This window comes from Streptomyces sp. NPDC090088, assembly GCF_044747345.1.
Classification (GTDB): domain Bacteria; phylum Actinomycetota; class Actinomycetes; order Streptomycetales; family Streptomycetaceae; genus Streptomyces.
This window is the reverse complement of sequence record NZ_JBIVDZ010000008.1, coordinates 203,352-218,076: the sequence shown is the minus strand read 5'-3', so window position 1 is coordinate 218,076 and position 14,725 is coordinate 203,352. Positions and strand designations below refer to the sequence as shown.

General features: G+C 72.5%; 14 protein-coding genes. 5 read left to right on the top strand and 9 right to left on the bottom strand.

What is annotated here, in order from left to right:
* Positions 1-50: 50 nt before the first annotated feature.
* Positions 51-737, top strand: a complete 687-nt coding sequence (locus ACIPSJ_RS35065; RefSeq protein ID WP_401351829.1) for a TetR family transcriptional regulator — start codon at positions 51-53, stop codon at positions 735-737.
* Positions 738-750: 13 nt separating this feature from the next.
* On the opposite strand, the gene ACIPSJ_RS35060 is transcribed toward ACIPSJ_RS35065, so the two are convergent.
* The 3 genes from ACIPSJ_RS35060 to ACIPSJ_RS35050 form a co-directional block, all read right to left on the bottom strand.
* Positions 751-2,031: an HRDC domain-containing protein gene (locus tag ACIPSJ_RS35060; RefSeq protein WP_401351826.1), complete on the bottom strand. Its 1,281-nt coding sequence runs from the start codon at positions 2,029-2,031 to the stop codon at positions 751-753.
* Positions 2,032-2,270: 239 nt separating this feature from the next.
* Complete coding sequence (locus ACIPSJ_RS35055; RefSeq protein WP_123973178.1) at positions 2,271-2,933, bottom strand: response regulator transcription factor; 663 nt, start codon at positions 2,931-2,933, stop codon at positions 2,271-2,273.
* 296 nt (positions 2,934-3,229) lie between these two features.
* Positions 3,230-3,907, bottom strand: a complete 678-nt coding sequence (locus ACIPSJ_RS35050) for a DUF3000 domain-containing protein (RefSeq protein WP_355727547.1) — start codon at positions 3,905-3,907, stop codon at positions 3,230-3,232.
* Between the two features lie 120 nt (positions 3,908-4,027).
* On the opposite strand from ACIPSJ_RS35050, the gene hemE reads away from it, so the two are divergent.
* Complete coding sequence (gene hemE, locus ACIPSJ_RS35045) at positions 4,028-5,095, top strand: uroporphyrinogen decarboxylase (protein WP_401351823.1); 1,068 nt, start codon at positions 4,028-4,030, stop codon at positions 5,093-5,095.
* A gap of 30 nt (positions 5,096-5,125) precedes the next feature.
* Here hemE and ACIPSJ_RS35040 read toward each other — a convergent pair whose 3' ends face one another.
* Positions 5,126-5,950 carry a rhomboid family intramembrane serine protease gene (locus ACIPSJ_RS35040; protein WP_359217104.1) on the bottom strand — a complete coding sequence of 275 codons (825 nt, stop codon included), beginning with the start codon at positions 5,948-5,950 and terminating at the stop codon, positions 5,126-5,128.
* Between the two features lie 120 nt (positions 5,951-6,070).
* Here ACIPSJ_RS35040 and ACIPSJ_RS35035 point away from each other — a divergent pair, with 120 nt between their 5' ends.
* Positions 6,071-6,373: a hypothetical protein gene (locus tag ACIPSJ_RS35035; RefSeq protein ID WP_355727551.1), complete on the top strand. Its 303-nt coding sequence runs from the start codon at positions 6,071-6,073 to the stop codon at positions 6,371-6,373.
* Between the two features lie 94 nt (positions 6,374-6,467).
* On the opposite strand, the gene ACIPSJ_RS35030 is transcribed toward ACIPSJ_RS35035, so the two are convergent.
* Positions 6,468-7,856, bottom strand: a complete 1,389-nt coding sequence (locus tag ACIPSJ_RS35030; RefSeq protein ID WP_401351820.1) for an FAD-dependent oxidoreductase — start codon at positions 7,854-7,856, stop codon at positions 6,468-6,470.
* A 79-nt stretch (positions 7,857-7,935) separates the two neighbouring features.
* Positions 7,936-8,829: a DUF4349 domain-containing protein gene (locus tag ACIPSJ_RS35025; RefSeq protein WP_401351817.1), complete on the bottom strand. Its 894-nt coding sequence runs from the start codon at positions 8,827-8,829 to the stop codon at positions 7,936-7,938.
* 156 nt (positions 8,830-8,985) lie between these two features.
* Between ACIPSJ_RS35025 and hemG the strand changes: the two genes are divergently transcribed.
* Both hemG and hemQ read left to right on the top strand, forming a co-directional pair.
* A complete protein-coding gene (gene hemG, locus ACIPSJ_RS35020) occupies positions 8,986-10,437 on the top strand; it encodes a protoporphyrinogen oxidase (RefSeq protein WP_359217094.1) in 1,452 nt (483 codons plus the stop codon).
* Positions 10,438-10,442: 5 nt separating this feature from the next.
* Positions 10,443-11,174, top strand: coding sequence for a hydrogen peroxide-dependent heme synthase (gene hemQ, locus ACIPSJ_RS35015; RefSeq protein WP_355727558.1), 732 nt, complete (start codon positions 10,443-10,445; stop codon positions 11,172-11,174).
* A 7-nt stretch (positions 11,175-11,181) separates the two neighbouring features.
* Here the strand turns inward: hemQ and ACIPSJ_RS35010 are convergent, their stop codons facing one another.
* The 3 genes from ACIPSJ_RS35010 to ACIPSJ_RS35000 all read right to left on the bottom strand — a co-directional run bounded on the left by ACIPSJ_RS35010 (position 11,182) and on the right by ACIPSJ_RS35000 (position 14,663).
* On the bottom strand, positions 11,182-12,828 hold the full coding sequence (locus ACIPSJ_RS35010) for an alpha/beta hydrolase (protein WP_359217088.1): 1,647 nt from the start codon (positions 12,826-12,828) through the stop codon (positions 11,182-11,184).
* Between the two features lie 155 nt (positions 12,829-12,983).
* Complete coding sequence (locus ACIPSJ_RS35005) at positions 12,984-13,763, bottom strand: TIGR04222 domain-containing membrane protein (protein WP_401351813.1); 780 nt, start codon at positions 13,761-13,763, stop codon at positions 12,984-12,986.
* 96 nt (positions 13,764-13,859) lie between these two features.
* Positions 13,860-14,663, bottom strand: a complete 804-nt coding sequence (locus ACIPSJ_RS35000) for a DUF4142 domain-containing protein (protein WP_359217082.1) — start codon at positions 14,661-14,663, stop codon at positions 13,860-13,862.
* Between the last annotated feature and the right edge of the window lie 62 nt (positions 14,664-14,725).

Below are 14,725 nucleotides of genomic sequence, written 5' to 3'. Positions count from 1 at the left end.
TAGGATCGACGACCCGATCACCGTGTACGCGGCCTCGAAGGCGAGAGCGAATGAGCAACCCGCGCAGGCCGCGACGTCAGCAGCAGCGCGCCATCAACACCCGGCAGCGCATCCTCGACACCGCGGGCGCGCTCTTCGTGTCGGACAGCTACGAGGGGACCTCGGTCAGCGACCTCATCACGGCCGCGCGGACCAGCAAGGGGGCCTTCTACCGGCACTTCCCGGGGGGGAAGGTCGACGTGGCGTCGGCCATCATGGAAGACACGCTGACCATGGACGGGCTGCGCGAGCAGCGGCTGATGCTCCAGGAAGTGGTCGACATCGGCATGATCCTGGCCCACCGGATCTCCCGGGAGAAGGCCCTGCAGGCCGCGCTGATGCTGTCGTTCCACAGCAACGCGCCGGAGACCTACGGCACTCCCTGGCCGGACTGGATCGCCTTCAACACCGGGCAGTTGACGCAGGCCCGGCAGCGGGGCGAGCTCAGGTCCTTCGTCGACCCCGAGGAGCAGGCCTACCAACTCGCGGGGGACTGGGCCGGGGTGGTGCTCATCTCCCAGACCGTCGACCGGCACCTGGGGAACGTCGAGACCCGGGTGTCGCGCATGTACCGCAATCTGCTGACCGCGATCGCGGTCCCGGAACTGCTGCCGGAGATCGACTTCTCGGTGCGGCGCGGCGAGCACCTGTACACCGCGTACCTCGAAGGCGCCCCCGATCCGGAGGCGCCGGAGTGAGAAACCGCCGACGCTAGGCGGACAACGCCGTCACCAGCACCGGCGTCACCTGCTCGACCTGCCACGGCCGGGCGCCGTACCCCACCAGTGCGGCCCCCACGCTGTCCGCGTCCACCGTCTTCGGCGGCTCCCAGCAGAGCCGTCGCACGGTGTCCGGGGTGATCAGGTTCTCCTGCGGCATGGTGAGCTGCTCGGCCAGCGCCGACACCGCGGCCCGCGCCGCGGACAGCCGGGCCGCGGCGGCCGGATCCTTGTCGGCCCAGGCCCGCGGCGGCGGCGGACCCGTCACCGGCTGCCCCGGCTGCGGCAGCGCGGCGTCCGGCAGCGCCTTGGCCCGGTCCACGGCCGCCTGCCACTGCTCCAGCTGCCGGCGCCCCATCCGGTGGCCGTACCCGTTCAGCGCGGCGAGGGCGTGCACGTTCGCCGGCAGGGCCAGCGCGGCCTCCACGATCGCCGCGTCGCTGAGCACCTTGCCCGGCGACACGTCCCGCTTCTGCGCGATCCGGTCCCGGGTCTCCCACAGCTCCCGCACCACGCCCAGCTGGCGGCGCCGCCGCACCTTGTGCATGCCCGACGTCCGGCGCCAGGGGTCCTTTCGCGGCTCGGCCGGCGGCGCGGCCGCGATCGCGTCGAACTCCTGCCGCGCCCACTCCAGCTTGCCCTGCCGGTCCAGCTCCTTCTCCAGGGCGTCCCGCAGGTCGACGAGGAGCTCGACGTCCAGGGCCGCGTAGCGCAGCCAGGGCTCGGGCAGCGGCCGGGTCGACCAGTCGACGGCGGAGTGGCCCTTCTCCAGGACGAACCCGAGGACGCCCTCGACCATCGCGCCGAGCCCGACCCGGGGGAACCCGGCGAGCCGGCCGGCCAGCTCGGTGTCGAAGAGGCTGCTGGGGACCATGCCTATCTCGCGCAGACAGGGCAGGTCCTGGGTGGCCGCGTGCAGCACCCACTCGACGCCGGCCAGGGCCTCGCCGAGGCCGGAGAGATCGGGGCAGGCGACGGGGTCGATCAGCGCGGTCCCGGCGCCCTCGCGGCGCAGCTGGACGAGGTAGGCGCGCTGTCCGTAGCGGTAGCCGGACGCGCGCTCGGCGTCGACGGCGACGGGACCGGAGCCGGCGGCGAACGCGGCGATCACGCGGGCGAGCGCGGCCTCGTCGGCGACCACGGGCGGAATGCCCTCGCGGGGCTCCAGCAAGGGGATCGGCGCCTCCGTCACAGAAGACCCGGCGTCGTCCGGAGGGGTACCCCCGGTGGTGCGCAGTGAACTGTCTGCTGCGGTGTCTTGGGCGTCGGTCACATGTCAAGGGTATCCGTGTGTGGACGGCGCCCGTCGACGGAACGTTCCGTCGACGGGCACCGGAGGGTCGTAAACCAGTCAGCTCGGTGAAAGATCAGGTCCACGAACGGGGGACAGTGGGCTGTGACGTGAAGGAGGACCAGCGGCCGATCCTGTTCACGTCAATGAACGTTCGACGGGTCGGTGTGCGTGGGTCGGTGTGCGGCGGGCCAGGGTGCGGCGGGTCCGGATGCGGTGGGTCAGTGGATGATGCCGGTGCGCAGGGCCACGGCGACCATCCCGGCACGGTCGCCCGTGCCGAGCTTGCGGGCGATGCGGGCGAGGTGGCTCTTGACGGTGAGGGCGGACAGGCCCATCGAGACGCCGATCGCCTTGTTCGACTGGCCCTCCGCGACCAGTCGGAGCACCTCGACCTCACGGCCGGAGAGCTCGCGGTAGCCGCCCGGGTGGCTCGGGGCACCCGGGGGGCGGCGGTGCATACGGGCGGCGGCGGAACCGATGGGGGCTGCACCCGGTCGGGTTGGGAGCCCGATGTTGGTGCGGGTGCCGGTGACCACATAGCCCTTGACCCCGCCGGCCAGGGCGTTGCGTACGGCGCCGATGTCGTCGGCGGCGGACAGCGCCAGGCCGTTGGGCCAGCCCGCCGCCCTGGTCTCGGACAGGAGGGTCAGGCCGGAGCCGTCGGGGAGGTGGACGTCGGCGACGCAGATGTCGCGGGGGTTGCCGATGCGGGGACGAGCCTCCGCGATGGACGAGGCTTCGATGACATCGCGCACGCCGAGCGCCCACAGGTGACGGGTGACGGTGGAGCGGACGCGCGGATCGGCCACGACCACCATGGCGGTGGGCTTGTTCGGGCGGTAGGCGACCAGGCTTGCGGGCTGCTCGAGGAGAACGGACACCAGGCCTCCTGGGGTGGGGGACGGGGGCCGGCTTGTGGGGATGAAGCCGGGACGAACCGTGCTTTCAAGGTCACAGTCGTCTTCGGCACCAAACCCGTCCTCCTTTAGAGAATGATCACGATCTGGTGAGTAACAATACGTGCAATTCGGACACGCGATCGATCATCCGAAGATCGAATCGGTTCGGGCCGTTGCCGTACGGGACAGAAAGTGGCCGTATCGACAAAGAGATGGTCAATGAAGGGTGAGTCGACGGGACCCGGGTGGACGGGTCCCGATGACATGGTGGTGCGGGGTCAGCGAGCCTGCGGGTCGCGGCGCTGGGGCAGCGTGACCACCGAGGCGTCGCCGGGGGCGGCCGGCGGCAGGCCCGCGACCTGTGCCAGCAGGTCGCACCAGGAGGCGAGGTGTGCCGCCGTGTCCGGGACGCCGGTGCGCCCCTCCCGGGGCGTCCAGGAGGCCCGGATCTCGATCTGCGAGGCGGCGGGGCGCTCGGACAGCCCGCCGAAGTAGTGCGAACTCGCGCGCGTGACGGTCCCGCTCGGCTCCCCGTACGACAGACCGCGCGCCTGGAACGCCCCGGTCAGCCACGACCAGCAGACCTCCGGCAGCAGCGGGTCGGCCGCCATCTCCGGCTCCAGCTCCGCACGGACCAGCGTCACCAGCCGGAACGTGCCGCGCCAGGCGTCGTGCCCGGCCGGGTCGTGCAGCAGCACCAGACGCCCGTCGGCGAGATCCTGGTCGCCGTCGACCACCGCGGCCTCCACGGCGTACGCGAACGGGGCGAGCCGCTGCGGTGCGGGCGTCGGCTCCACCTCGACCTGCGGCCGCAGCCGCGCCCCGCGCAGTGCGTCCACCGCCGCGCGGAAGGCCGGCGGCGCCGTACTCCCCGTATGCCCCTCCTCGTCCCCGTTCTCCTTCCCTTCGCCCGTCCCGCCAGCGCCGTCCGACAGTCGTCCCTGAGCCGCAGCCATGCGGGGAAGAGTAAGGGGAACGACGCCTTCGCGCAGGGAGAGACACCACCTAAGGCCGCACCTGGGGCGGCACACAGGGCGCGGCCACGCGTGCTCCGGGGGCGTGCGAGACTTGCCGTCGTGAGTGCGAACGGAAGCCCCGCGGGCCAGCAGCCGACAGCGACGTACGACAGCGCTTTCCTCAAGGCGTGCAGGCGTGAACCCGTGCCGCACACCCCCGTGTGGTTCATGCGGCAGGCCGGGCGCTCGCTGCCGGAGTACCTCAAGGTGCGCGAGGGCATCCCGATGCTGGAGTCCTGCACGCGGCCCGAGCTGGTCACCGAGATCACACTCCAGCCGGTCCGCCGGCACAACGTGGACGCGGCGATCTACTACAGCGACATCGTCGTCCCGCTCAAGGCCATCGGCGTCGACCTCGACATCAAGCCCGGCGTCGGCCCGGTCGTCGCGCACCCGATCCGCACCCGCGCCGACCTGGCCCAGCTCCGTGACCTCACCCCCGAGGACGTCTCCTACGTCACCGAGGCGATCGGCCTGCTCACCGCCGAGCTCGGCCCGACCCCGCTGATCGGCTTCGCCGGCGCCCCGTTCACCCTCGCGAGCTACCTCGTCGAGGGCGGCCCCTCGCGCACGTACGAGAACGCCAAGTCGATGATGTACGGCGACCCCGAGCTGTGGGCCGACCTCCTCGACCGTCTCGCCGACATCACGGCCGCCTTCCTCAAGGTGCAGATCGAGGCCGGCGCCTCCGCCGTCCAGCTCTTCGACTCCTGGGCCGGCGCGCTGGCCCCGGCCGACTACCGCCGCTCGGTGCTGCCCGCCTCCGCGAAGGTCTTCGACGCGGTCTCCGGGTACGGCGTCCCGCGCATCCACTTCGGTGTCGGCACCGGCGAACTCCTCCAGCTCATGGGCGAGGCCGGCGCGGACGTCGTCGGCGTCGACTGGCGCGTCCCGCTCGACGAGGCCGTCCGCCGGATCGGCCCCGGCAAGGCGCTGCAGGGCAACCTCGACCCGACGGTCCTGTTCGCCGGCAAGGACGTGGTGGAGACCAAGGCGCGCGAGGTGCTCGACGCGGCCGCGGGCCTTGAGGGCCACGTCTTCAACCTCGGGCACGGCGTCATGCCGTCCACCGACCCGGACACGCTGACCCGGCTGGTCGAGTTCGTCCACACGGAGTCCGCCCGCTGAGCAGTTCTCCGAGCAACCTGCGAGCAGTCCTCACCAACTGTGCCGGGGCCGGGCCCGCCTGCCGAACAGCAGGCCGCGCGGTTCCGGCGGCGGGGGCGTGCCGGCCTTGAGCGGCCAGGCGAGCAGCATGCCCGCGAGGAAGCCGACGACATGCGCCGCGTACGCCACGGTGCCGGCGTCGGAGACGCCCTCGCCCGACGAGTACACCGCCTGCAGCACGAACCAGAACCCCAGCACCAGCCAGGCAGGCAGCCGCAGCGGCAGGAAGATCAGGAACGGGACCAGCACCCAGACCCTGGCCCTCGGGTAGAGGACGAGATAGGCGCCCAGGACGCCGGCGATCGCGCCGGACGCGCCGATCAGCGGGTCGCCCGAGGTGTCGTTGACGAGCGCGAAGCCGTAGCCGGCCGCGTAACCGCAGACGACGTAGAAGAGGAAGAACCGGACGTGGCCCATCCGGTCCTCGACGTTGTTGCCGAAGATCAGCAGGAACAGCATGTTGCCCAGCAGGTGCAGCCAGCTGCCGTGCAGGAACATCGCCGTGAAGACGGACAGCGGCGGCGACTTGTCGTAGGCCGGCGGGCCGACCACGCAGCCGGGGCCGCCGCGGCCGATGCCCACCTGGCCCGTGGGGACCACCTGGGGCAGCTGATGGTGGATCAGCTCCTTGGGGACCGCCGCGTAGTGGTCCAGGAAGGCCTGCAGATGGCACAGCTGTGACAGGTCGCTGCCGCCCGCCACGGAGCCGGCTATGCCGGGCGTGAAGAGGAACACGAGGATGTTCGCGGCGATCAGCGCGTACGTCACGTACGGCGTGCGTCGCACCGGGTTCACGTCATGGACGGGGATGACCACAGGGAAGTAGTGCCCAGGGAATCACCGGCCGAAGCGGGTGGCGTTCATGTGAACGTCGGTCCGGTTGGGTGCGTATGTCTCTGCGACCGACTGAGGTTCAGGCGACGTGAGGAACAGGCGATGAACGAGCGGGTTACCCCTCAGGCACTCCCTCCCATGCAGGCCCTGCCCGACGGCGAGGCGGAGATCTCCCTGGTCGTGCGGCTTCCCTGGGAGGACGTGGCGCGGCTCGGTCAGGAGGCGGGGCGGCTGGCCGCGCAGATGCAGCGGCCGGTGACGCTGGACGAGGCGGTCAGCAACCGGTTGCGGTCGACCCGGCCGGCGGCGGCGCATGCCCGTCCCGGGACGGAGCAGCCCGTTGCCGCGGCTGCGCCGGGTGGGGCGGGGGTCACTTCGTTGCCGCGGATCAGTGGGACTGCTTAGGACACATTGCGGAGTGCGGGTGCGTGGGGGCTGGTCGCGCCCACGCGGCGGTAGCCGCATATCAGACACAGCCCCGCGCCCCTGACGGGGCGCTTCAGTGACCGTTGCGCACTTTGGTAGCCGCCTTTCTCGCCGCCACCAGTACGGGGTCCCAGACCGGTGAGAACGGCGGTGCGTAGCCCAGGTCCAGGGCTGTCATCTGTTCCACCGTCATGTTGGCGGTGAGGGCGACCGCCGCGATGTCGACGCGCTTCGCGGCGCCCTCGCGGCCGACGATCTGGACGCCGAGGAGGCGGCCGGTACGGCGTTCCGCGAGCATCTTGACCGTCATGAGGTCCGCGCCGGGGTAGTAGCCGGCGCGGCTCGTGGACTCGATGGTGACGGTCTCGAACTGCAGGCCCACGCGCAGGGCGTCCTTCTCGCGCAGGCCGGTGCGGGCGATCTCCAGGTCGCAGACCTTGCTCACGGCCGTGCCGACGACGCCCGGGAAGGTGGCGTAACCGCCGCCCACGTTGGTGCCGATGACCTGGCCGTGCTTGTTGGCGTGGGTGCCGAGCGGGACGTACTGCTCCTGGCCGGAGACCAGGTTCAGGACCTCCACGCAGTCGCCGCCCGCCCAGATGTCCTCATGGCCGCGCACCCGCATCGCGAGGTCGGTCAGCAGGCCGCCGCGGCGGCCGAGGGGCAGGCCCGCCGCGCGGGCGAGGCCGGTCTCGGGACGGACGCCGATGCCGAGGACCACCACGTCCGCCGGGTACTCGGCGTCCGCCGTGGCCACCGCGCGCACCCGGCCGTCCGGGCCGGTGCGCACCTCGGTGACCTCGGTGTCGTCGACCATGGTGATGCCGAGGCCCGCCATGGCCTTGTGGACCAGGCGGCCCATGTCCGGGTCGAGGGTGGACATGGGCTCGCGGCCGCGGTTGACGACCGTCACCTCGTAGCCCCGGTTGATCATCGCCTCGGCCATCTCGACGCCGATGTATCCGGCGCCGACCACCACGGCCCGGCGGCCACGGGTGCCCGCCAGCGTGTCCAGGAGGGCCTGGCCGTCGTCGAGGGTCTGCACGCCGTGCACGCCCGGCGCGTCCGCGCCCGGCATGTCGGGCCGGATCGGGTGCGCACCGGTCCCGATGACGAGTTTGTCGTAGGACGTCCAGGACTCGGCCCCGGAATCGACGTCACGCGCGCGTACCCGCTTCCCGGCCACGTCGATCTCCGTGACCTCGGTGCGCATCCGCAGGTCGATGTCGCGCGCCCGGTGCTCCTCGGGCGACCGGGCGATCAGCTGGTCCCGTTCCCCGACGTCACCGCCGACCCAGTACGGGATGCCGCACGCCGAGTACGAGCTGAAGTGGCCGCGCTCGAAGGCCACGATCTCCAGCTCGTCCGGTCCCCGCAGCCGACGCGCCTGGGACGCCGCGGACATGCCCGCGGCGTCCCCGCCGATCACGACCAGCCGTTCCCGCCCACCGTTCATGCTCATGCGAACACGCTACGGGGCGCGGGCATTTCGGGCTCGCCCAGGGCTGGTGGAGGCTCGCCCAGGGCTGGTGAAGGCTCGCTCAGGTCTCGCTGCCGGGCTGCGCGGGGGTACGGCGCCTGCGGACCAGCTTCCACCACAGCGCCGCCAGCAGGGCCGCGAGCGCCGCGAACGGCAGGGCCGCGCCCAGGGCCAGGGCGATCCAGCGCAGCATGGTGACGAAGACGTGCCAGCCGCCGGACAGGGCGTCCACGAACCCCGGGGAGTCGTCCTTCGCGGCCGCCTTCTTCACCGGTGTCTGGGTGAGGGACAGGGTGATGGTGGCCAGGCTGGTGCGGTCCTTGAGGGAGGCCTGCTGGGCGAGCAGCGCCTCCAGGTCGGACTCCCGGGTGCTCAACTCCCCTTCCAGGGTGACCACGTCACTGAGTTTGTTCGCCCGCTCCATCAGTTCGCGGACCCGGGCCACGCTGGCCCGCTGCGACTTGATCCGGCTCTCGACGTCCACCACCTGGTCGGTGACGTCCTGCGCCTTCGCGGTGCGGTCGAGCAGCTTGCCCGCGCCCTGGAGGTCGGAGAGCACCTCGTCGTACCGGTCGGTGGGCACGCGCAGGACCACCCGGGTGCGCTCGTGGCCCCGGGAGTCGCGGCTGGTGGACTCGTTGCCGACATAACCTCCGGCGTTCTCGGCCGTCGTGCGGGCCTCGTCGAGGGCCTTGGGCACGTCCTTGACCTGCACGGTCAGGGAGGCGGTGCGGATGATGTGGTTCACCGTGAGGGTCGGGGCCTTGTCGGTGCCCCGGCCGCTGCTCTCCTTCACGCCGGCGGAGCCCGCCGCGTCCTGGGCCGCGCTGTTCACGTCGGCCTTGCCGGCGCTGGCGGTGTCGCCACCGGAGCTGTCGCTGCCGCCGCAGCCGGTGAGGACGAGCGCGGCGGCGAGCAGGAGGCCGGCGAAGGCGGGTCGTACGGGATGTCGCATGGTTCCCCCCGAGGGACGTGGTGCCTGACGCTTCTTCGACGCCCGAGCGGGGCGGGACGTTTGGCCGGCGACGGTCCCGATGCGGTCACGGTCCGGACGCGCGCCGGTCACCGGGCCGGGGCGGCGGTGCCGGAGGGGTCTGACAGAGTGGGGGGCATGAGCGCAACGGGTACGGGCACGGGGCAGGTCGTCGTCATCGGAGGCGGGATCGCCGGGCTGGCCGCGGCCCACCGGCTGCTGGAGCGCGGCGCGCGCGTGACCGTGCTGGAGGCCTCGGAGAGAGTCGGCGGCAAGCTGCTGCCCGGCGAGATCGCGGGCGTGCGGGTCGACCTGGGCGCCGAGTCGATGCTGGCCCGCCGGCCCGAGGCGGTCGCCCTCGCCCGCGAGGTGGGCCTCGGCGAGCGGCTCCGGCCACCGGCCACCGCCACCGCCTCGATCTGGACCCGGGGCGCGCTGCGCCCCATGCCCAAGGGCCATGTCATGGGCGTCCCCGGCACCGCCGCCGCGCTCTCCGGTGTGCTCTCCGACGAGGGCCTCGCCCGGATCGAGCGCGACGCCGACCTGCCCCGCACGGAGGTCGGCGACGACGTGGCGGTGGGCGAGTACGTGGCGGACCGGCTGGGCCGGGAGGTCGTCGACCGGCTGGTGGAGCCCCTGCTCGGCGGGGTCTACGCGGGCGACGCGTACCGCATCTCGATGCGCTCGGCGGTCCCCCAGCTCTACCAGGCCGCGCTCACCCACGACTCGCTCACCGAGGCCGTCCGCGAGATCCAGGCCAGGGCGGTCGCCCAGCAGCAGACCGGGCCGGTGTTCATGGGCATCGAGGGCGGGGTCGGCACCCTGCCGCTCGCCGTCGCGGAGTCCGTCAGGGCGCGCGGCGGCGAGATCCTGACCGGGACACCGGTGACCGGCCTGCGCCGGGAGCCGGAGGGCTGGCGGATCGTCGCCGGCGACCGGGTGCTGCCCGCCGACGCCGTGGTGATGGCCGCTCCGGCGCCCGTCGCCGCCGCCCTGCTCGATGCCGAGGCGCCCGCCGCCGCGGCCGAGCTGACCGCGATCGAGTACGCCTCCATGGCGCTGATCACCCTCGCCTACCGCCGCACCGGCCTCGGTCTCCCGGCCGGCAGCGGCTTCCTGGTGCCGCCCGTCGACGGCCGCACCATCAAGGCGTCGACCTTCGCCTCCCAGAAGTGGGGCTGGATCGCCGACGAGGACCCGGACGTCCTGGTGCTGCGCACCTCGGTCGGCCGGTACCGCGAGACCGCGATCCTCGGCCGCGAGGACGCCGAACTCGTGGACCTCTCCCGGCAGGACCTGCGCGCCGCCACCGGCCTCGACGCCACCCCGGTCGCCACCCGCGTCACCCGCTGGACCGACGGCCTGCCCCAGTACCCGGTCGGCCACCACGCGCGCGTGGCCCGGATCCGCGAGCACGTCGCCAAGCTCCCGGGCCTCGCGGTCTGCGGGGCGCAGTACGACGGGGTGGGCATCCCCGCCTGCATCGCGAGCGCGTACGCGGCCGTGGACCAGCTGGCGGGGGACCTCGCCGGGGTTCGGGAGCTGACGGCCGACCCGGTGCAGAGTCTGCACGGCGGAGCGGGAGAATAGGGACCATGAGTGACGACGCCCCCACCACCGAGTCCGGCAGGATCCCGAACAAGGGCAAGCTGGCCAAGGACCTCAACGAGGTCATCCGCTACACGCTGTGGTCCGTCTTCCAGCTGAAGGACGTGCTCCCCGAGGACCGCACGGGCTACGCCGACGAGGTCCAGGAGCTGTTCGACCAGCTCGCCGCCAAGGACGTGACCGTCCGCGGCACCTACGACCTCTCCGGTCTGCGCGCCGACGCCGATCTGATGATCTGGTGGCACGCCGAGACCAGCGACCAGCTCCAGGAGGCGTACAACCTCTTCCGCCGCACCCGGCTGGGCCGCGCCCTCAAGCCGGTCTGGTCGAACATGGCGCTGCACCGCCCCGCCGAGTTCAACCGCTCGCACATCCCGGCCTTCCTCGCCGACGAGACCCCGCGCGACTACGTCAGCGTGTACCCGTTCGTGCGCTCGTACGACTGGTACCTGCTGCCCGACGAGGACCGCCGCCGGATGCTCGCCGACCACGGCAAGATGGCCCGCGGCTACCCCGACGTGCGCGCCAACACGGTCGCCTCGTTCTCGCTCGGCGACTACGAGTGGCTGCTGGCCTTCGAGGCCGACGAGCTGTACCGCATCGTCGACCTCATGCGTCATCTGCGTGCTTCCGAGGCCCGGATGCACGTCCGCGAGGAGGTCCCGTTCTTCACGGGCCGCCGCAAGGATGTCGCGGAGCTGGTCGCGGGCCTCGCGTAGCCGCCGCTCAGCGCTGGTCGGCCTTGCCCTTCAGGGACTCCCGCAGCTCCTTGTGCCCGGGCCGGTCGGCCGGCGCCGCCGGCTTCGGCTCCGGGTGCCCCGCGCAGGCCGCGCGCCGGTTCGGCAGCCGCCCCTCCAGCAGGTAGGCGTCCAGGTACCCGTTGACGCACTTGTTGGGTCCGCCGCCGATGCCGTGCGTGCCCGCGTCCCGCTCGGTCACCAGCACCGAGTCGGCCAGCCGCCGGTTCATCTCCAGCGCGCCCGAGTACGGCGTGGCCGCGTCCCGCTCGGCCTGCAGGATCAGCGTCGGGGGCAGCTCACCGGGGCCCGTCTGCACGTCCAGGGCCTTCTGCCGGGACACCGGCCAGTAGGCGCACGGCAGGTTCATGAACGCGTTGTCCCAGGTCTCGAAGGGCGCCGTCCGCGCGAGCCGGGTGTTGTCCCGGTCCCAGGTCCGCCACTTCGTGGGCCAGGGAGCGTCGTTGCACTCGACGGCCGTGTAGACCGCGTTGCCGTTCTCCGCCTCGGCGGCCGCCTCCGGCGCGGGCGCCGCCAGCCGGACCAGCGGCTTGGAGTCCCCCTTCAGGAACTTCGACAGCGCCTCCGCCCGGCTCGGCCAGTAGTCGTCGTAGTACCCGGCCGACAGGAACGCGCCCTGCAGCTGCCCCGGCCCGACCTTGCCGCCGGCCGCCTTCTTCGCCAGCCGCCGGCTCGCCTTGTCGTAACTCGCCTGCACCTTCGCGGCCGTGTCGCCGAGCCCGTACACGTCGTCGTGCCGGGCGATCCACTCCCGGTAGTCCGCCCAGCGGCTCTCGAACGCGGCGGACTGCTCCAGGTTGTCGCGGTACCAGATCTGCGCCGGGTCCGGGTTCACCGCCGAGTCCAGCACCATCCGCCGTACGTGCGAGGGGAACAGGGTCGCGTACAGCGCGCCGAAGTAGGTGCCGTACGAGGCGCCCATGAAGGTCAGCCGGTCCTCGCCGAGCGCGGCGCGCAGCACGTCCAGGTCACGGGCGTTGTTGAGGGAGTTGTAGAAGCGGAGCCTGCTCCCGGACCGCTTCAGGCAGCCCTGCGCGTACGCCTTGGCCTCCTTGATCCGCGCCTTCTTGTACGACTCGGAGGGGTGCGTCGGCGACTGCGAGGGCGCCTTGAAGAAGTGCTTGGGGTCGACACAGGACAGCGGCGCCGAACGGTCCACCCCGCGCGGGGCGTAGCCGACCAGGTCGTAGGCGGCGGCGATGCGCTTCCACTCGGGCAGCACGCCGACCATGGGGAAGGCCATGCCGGAGGCGCCGGGGCCGCCCGGGTTGTAGACCAGGGTGCCCTGCCGGGGCACCTTGCGCTTGCTGTTGTGCGGGTCCTTGTGGGTGGCCCGCACCCGGCTGACGGTCAGTCTGATCTGCTTGCCGTCCGGGTGCGCGTAGTCCAGCGGGACGCTCAGCGTGCCGCACCGGAAGGCGTCGGGCAGCTCCAGGCCGATGGCGCACTTGCCGAAGTCGATGCCTTCCGCGCGGGCCCGCGCGGCGGCCACGGCGGTACCGCGCAGTTCGGCCGCCGCTCCGGCCGGGGCGCCGGTGGCGCTCCCGGCCGGAGCGGCGGCCAGGGTGGTCAGGATCAGGGACCCGGCTGCCGAGTACAGGGCGGGGGCTCTCATGGCGTATCCCTTTCGGTGCACGGCTGCGGTGGCGTGGCGGCAACGGCACCGCAGCGACTGCACGGCAGCAATAAAAGGGATATTTCGACCGGTTGTCGGTGAAGGCAAGCACCATCGGGCCGGTGTCGGCGCCAATGCCCCCTATGCGCCCCCGCTCACTCCCGCGGCGGCTGGTCCCGGTGTGCGAAGGCCGCACGCAGCTCCGGTTCGCCGACGGCGCGAATACCGCGCACGGCGACGGAGGTCAGCAGCGCGTGGTCGTCGACCGTGCGGTTCACCCGCCGGTGCAGGGTGCCGAGGAGCCGCTGCCCGGCCGGGGAGGCCCAGCGCGAGTACGGGTGCACCTCGACCCGGGCGATGCCCAGACAGCTCAGCGTCAGGGTGAACGGCAGCGCGAACCAGACGGCGACCAGGTCGCGCGGCATGTCGGTCGGGGCGGGCAGCAGCAGTGCCGCCACCCCCAGGGCGAACACGGCGACGGCGGCGGCCCGCACCTGCCGTACGCCGGACGCGACCGTCGTCCGCGCCGCCGCGTCGGGCACCGCGAGCCCGGCCCGCACCAGCCCCTCGCCGAGACTGCGTACGGCGTCCGCGTCGGCCGCCGCCGACCGCACCGGCGCTATCCGGGACTGCCCCTCGGGCCCGATGGCCCCTATCACCGACCGTTCCATCTCGTCCCGCCCCTTCGGGTCGACGACGGTCGCCCAGCCGGTGTGGGCGAGCAGCAGCCGCCGCTCCCGGGCCATCGACACCAGCGTCAGATCGGCGACCCGCGCGGGTCCGCCGGACAGGAACGCGGCCTCGTACAGCGTCAGATCGTGCCCTCGGCCCGCGTCCGCGTCGAAGGCCGCCGTCCGTACGGCGGCCAGGCACAGCCGGGTGCAGGCGGTGCCGGCGACGGCCCAGGCCAGGAGCAGGAGAAGGACCCAGAACATGACACGTTTCTATGCCAGGGGCTTGCGAACCGCCATGCCCTGTTCACATTCCGGACCGAGTGTTGTCGGTCTGTGACGTTCCGTTTGCCGCGCAGGTCAGGGGCTGTCGGAGGACGGCGGCGGACTGGTGGTGGCGGGCGGCAGCGCGTACGGCGCGGACGGCGACGGGGTCGCCGCCGTTGCCGCCGACGGTGCGACCGGGATCGCGTCGCTCGGCGCGAAGACCGGCGGCGAGGCGGCGGGGGAGGGCGTGACCGCCAACTGCTGCGCCAGCGTGGAGAAGTCGACGTACCCCGTGGCCTCCAGGACCTTGATGTGGTCCAGGACGGTGGTGTTGGCGTCGTCGGCGAGAGCGCGGACCAGCGTGTTCTGGGTGGCGGCGCGGACCTGCGCGACGACGGAGAAGACCCGGCCGTGGGCCAGCCGCACGATGTTCGCGAACTCCCGGTCGAAGTCCTGCCCCTGCGCCGCGGTCAGCGTGGCGAGCCACTGCTGCTGCTGGACGTTGGGCTGGTTCGGGATCGGCACGTTCAGCTGGGTCGCGACGCTGCGGACATGGGCGTCCAGGGAGATGTGCCCGTCGACGAGGTGCTGCCCGGCCGTCCGTACGGCCGCCGTGGTGCCCTTCTGCTCCGCCATCTCCCCGGCGGGCAGCTCCCAGAGCCCGGCCAGCCGGACCTTGACGACGAAGTCCCGGTCCTGCGCGGACAGCGGCCCGTACGCCGTCGACACGGTTTGCGCACTGAGCACGTTCACCGAGCCGGTCGGGTCCGAACGGTCGGCGTACGACCAGATCGGGAACACCAGGGCGGCGAGGGTCGCCGCCAGACAGGCGATGATCAGTCCGGTCCCGCTGAGTATGCCTCGCCCTTGGACGGGGGGTCGGGGTCGCGCGCGCATGATGCCTCCAGCACCGCACGGTGGGGCTTCGCCGTGCGGGCTTGGCATAGTACCCAGGTGGG

What these genes read in the sequence shown, in the direction of transcription:
- ACIPSJ_RS35065 (WP_401351829.1), top strand. Translation starts at nt 51, where the DNA reads ATGAGCAACCCGCGCAGGCCGCGACGTCAGCAGCAGCGCGCCATCAAC.
- ACIPSJ_RS35050 (WP_355727547.1), bottom strand. Translation starts at nt 3,907, where the DNA reads ATGGCTGCGGCTCAGGGACGACTGTCGGACGGCGCTGGCGGGACGGGC.
- ACIPSJ_RS35035 (WP_355727551.1), top strand. Translation starts at nt 6,071, where the DNA reads ATGAACGAGCGGGTTACCCCTCAGGCACTCCCTCCCATGCAGGCCCTG.
- ACIPSJ_RS35025 (WP_401351817.1), bottom strand. Translation starts at nt 8,829, where the DNA reads ATGCGACATCCCGTACGACCCGCCTTCGCCGGCCTCCTGCTCGCCGCC.
- ACIPSJ_RS35030 (WP_401351820.1), bottom strand. Translation starts at nt 7,856, where the DNA reads ATGAGCATGAACGGTGGGCGGGAACGGCTGGTCGTGATCGGCGGGGAC.
- ACIPSJ_RS35000 (WP_359217082.1), bottom strand. Translation starts at nt 14,663, where the DNA reads ATGCGCGCGCGACCCCGACCCCCCGTCCAAGGGCGAGGCATACTCAGC.
- hemG (WP_359217094.1), top strand. Translation starts at nt 8,986, where the DNA reads ATGAGCGCAACGGGTACGGGCACGGGGCAGGTCGTCGTCATCGGAGGC.
- hemQ (WP_355727558.1), top strand. Translation starts at nt 10,443, where the DNA reads ATGAGTGACGACGCCCCCACCACCGAGTCCGGCAGGATCCCGAACAAG.
- ACIPSJ_RS35010 (WP_359217088.1), bottom strand. Translation starts at nt 12,828, where the DNA reads ATGAGAGCCCCCGCCCTGTACTCGGCAGCCGGGTCCCTGATCCTGACC.
- ACIPSJ_RS35005 (WP_401351813.1), bottom strand. Translation starts at nt 13,763, where the DNA reads ATGTTCTGGGTCCTTCTCCTGCTCCTGGCCTGGGCCGTCGCCGGCACC.